The organism is Staphylococcus sp. EG-SA-2, assembly GCF_017152085.1.
On the sequence record NZ_JACYHC010000585.1, the window covers coordinates 1 to 2,850 of the forward strand.

At 32.5% G+C, this 2,850-nt stretch carries 3 protein-coding genes; 2 read left to right on the top strand and 1 reads right to left on the bottom strand.

Features of this window, described 5'->3' with window-relative positions; genetic code table 11:
* Positions 1-45: 45 nt before the first annotated feature.
* Positions 46-360, bottom strand: a complete 315-nt coding sequence (locus IDG60_RS10320; RefSeq protein WP_000274029.1) for a hypothetical protein — start codon at positions 358-360, stop codon at positions 46-48.
* A 364-nt stretch (positions 361-724) separates the two neighbouring features.
* Between IDG60_RS10320 and IDG60_RS10325 the strand changes: the two genes are divergently transcribed.
* Both IDG60_RS10325 and IDG60_RS10330 read left to right on the top strand, forming a co-directional pair.
* On the top strand, positions 725-1,765 hold the full coding sequence (locus IDG60_RS10325; RefSeq protein WP_000582326.1) for a hemolysin family protein: 1,041 nt from the start codon (positions 725-727) through the stop codon (positions 1,763-1,765).
* A gap of 13 nt (positions 1,766-1,778) precedes the next feature.
* Positions 1,779-2,846, top strand: a complete 1,068-nt coding sequence (locus tag IDG60_RS10330) for an NAD(P)H-dependent flavin oxidoreductase (RefSeq protein ID WP_000267236.1) — start codon at positions 1,779-1,781, stop codon at positions 2,844-2,846.
* The last annotated feature ends 4 nt before the right edge of the window (positions 2,847-2,850 follow it).

A 2,850-nucleotide genomic window follows, 5' to 3' on the forward strand; every position in this document is an offset into this window, starting at 1 on the left:
AGATAATTCGATATTAGTTCGATTAAGATTCGTTGTATAAGTGAGTTAAAATAAGAAAACTATTAATAATATTAAGTTCACTACAGATGTTGCTAATGGACCATAAGTTTTAAAGACATCTTCACTTTTATAACCAACAATCGCATCTAAAAATTGAACTAAAATCATTGCAATGGATATAGTTATCAAAAATATAGCACTATGAATGACTAAAGAAAAAATAGCTAATAAAAATAAAGGTAAGCTTCGACTAAGTGCATAATATGCATTTATATTATGACTAGATGCACATGCTTGAATTGAATAACCTAAACTTACACTGGCACTAATGATTGTAAATATTGCTAAAACAAAATACATGTTAATCCTTCTTTCTATATTTGAATATAAACAAGTACTTGTCTAAAGATATTTAAAAGATAATTAGAATAAATTTATGAGAAACTGGTTGTTATCATTATAATGGTTTCAAATGATTATAACTATGTCATAAACTGAATTTGTTGAAATTTTTCATTATGTAAATTTATTAATAACAAACAGCTCGAACTATAGCATCATTTTACTAATGAATGCATTAAAGTAACTATGATTAAAAATGCATATTAATTATCATTATTAAGTCTATTATATATAATGAATTTTAACTGGTTTATTAAACGAGAACGTCGGGAATTAAGTAACTACAATAAAAATAAGATATGACAATAAGGAGACTACACGCGTGATCATTGCCATAATTATATTGATATTTATTTCGTTTTTCTTTTCAGGAAGCGAGACGGCATTAACGGCTGCCAATAAAACAAAATTTAAAACTGAAGCTGACAAAGGTGATAAAAAAGCAAAAGGCATTGTAAAGTTACTTGAAAAACCAAGTGAGTTTATTACAACGATTCTAATTGGGAATAATGTCGCGAATATTTTATTACCAACACTTGTTACAATTATGGCTTTACGTTGGGGGATTAGCGTTGGTATTGCATCAGCTGTTTTAACAGTTGTTATCATTTTGATTTCCGAAGTGATTCCCAAGTCTGTCGCTGCAACATTTCCAGATAAAATAACAAGGCTTGTATATCCAATTATTAATATTTGTGTCATTGTGTTTCGCCCTATCACATTACTTTTAAATAAGTTGACGGACAGTATTAATCGAAGTTTATCTAAGGGTCAACCTCAAGAACATCAATTTTCAAAAGAAGAATTTAAAACAATGTTAGCAATTGCTGGACATGAAGGTGCTTTAAATGAAATTGAGACGAGTAGGTTGGAAGGTGTCATTAATTTTGAAAATTTAAAAGTAAAAGATGTAGATACAACACCTAGAATTAATGTGACGGCATTTGCTTCAAATGCGACATACGAAGAAGTTTATGAAACGGTTATGAATAAGCCATACACTAGATATCCAGTGTACGAGGGAGATATTGATAACATTATTGGGGTGTTTCATTCTAAATATCTGTTGGCTTGGAGTAATAAAAAAGAAGATCAAATTACAAACTATTCAGCTAAGCCATTATTTGTGAATGAACACAATAAAGCTGAATGGGTATTACGTAAGATGACTATTTCTAGAAAACATTTAGCAATTGTGTTGGACGAATTTGGTGGTACCGAAGCGATAGTGTCACATGAAGACTTAATTGAAGAATTATTAGGTATGGAAATTGAAGATGAGATGGATAAAAAGGAAAAAGAAAAACTTTCTCAACAGCAAATTCAATTTCAACAACGGAAAAATCGCAACGTATCTATATAAGGAGCGAACAGCTATGTGGAATAAGAATCGACTTACTCAAATGTTAAGTATTGAATATCCAATTATACAAGCAGGTATGGCAGGAAGTACGACACCGAAATTAGTTGCATCAGTAAGTAACAGTGGTGGGTTAGGCACAATAGGCGCAGGTTACTTTAATACGCAGCAATTGGAAGATGAAATAGATTATGTACGCCAATTAACGTCAAATTCTTTTGGCGTAAATGTCTTTGTACCAAGTCAACAATCATATACCAGTAGTCAAATTGAAAATATGAATGCATGGTTAAAACCTTATCGACGCGCATTACATTTAGAAGAGCCGGTTGTAAAAATTATCGAAGAACAACAATTTAAGTGTCATATTGATACGATAATTAAAAAGCAAGTGCCTGTATGTTGTTTTACTTTTGGAATTCCAAATGAATCTATTATAGAAAGATTGAAAGAAGCAAACATTAAGCTAATAGGTACAGCAACAAGTGTTGATGAAGCTATTGCGAATGAAAAAGCGGGTATGGATGCTATCGTTGCTCAAGGTAGTGAAGCAGGTGGACATCGTGGTTCATTTTTAAAACCTAAAAATCAATTACCTATGGTTGGAACAATATCTTTAGTGCCACAAATTGTAGATGTCGTTTCAATTCCGGTCATTGCCGCTGGTGGAATTATGGACGGTAGAGGAGTTTTGGCAAGTATTGTCTTAGGTGCAGAAGGGGTACAAATGGGCACTGCATTTTTAACATCACAAGATAGTAATGCATCAGAACTACTACGAGACGCAATTATAAATAGTAAAGAAACAGATACAGTCGTTACAAAAGCGTTTAGTGGAAAGCTTGCACGCGGTATCAACAATAGGTTTATCGAAGAAATGTCCCAATACGAAGGCGATATCCCAGATTATCCAATACAAAATGAGCTAACAAGTAGCATAAGAAAAGCCGCAGCAAACATCGGCGACAAAGAGTTAACACATATGTGGAGTGGACAAAGCCCGCGACTAGCAACAACGCATCCCGCCAACACCATCATGTCCAATATAATCAATCAAATTAATCAAATCATGCAATATAAATAATCGA

Bases quoted from the DNA above. Each gene is read 5' to 3' on its own strand.
- IDG60_RS10320 (WP_000274029.1), bottom strand. From the start codon at position 360: ATGTATTTTGTTTTAGCAATATTTACAATCATTAGTGCCAGTGTAAGT.
- IDG60_RS10330 (WP_000267236.1), top strand. From the start codon at position 1,779: ATGTGGAATAAGAATCGACTTACTCAAATGTTAAGTATTGAATATCCA.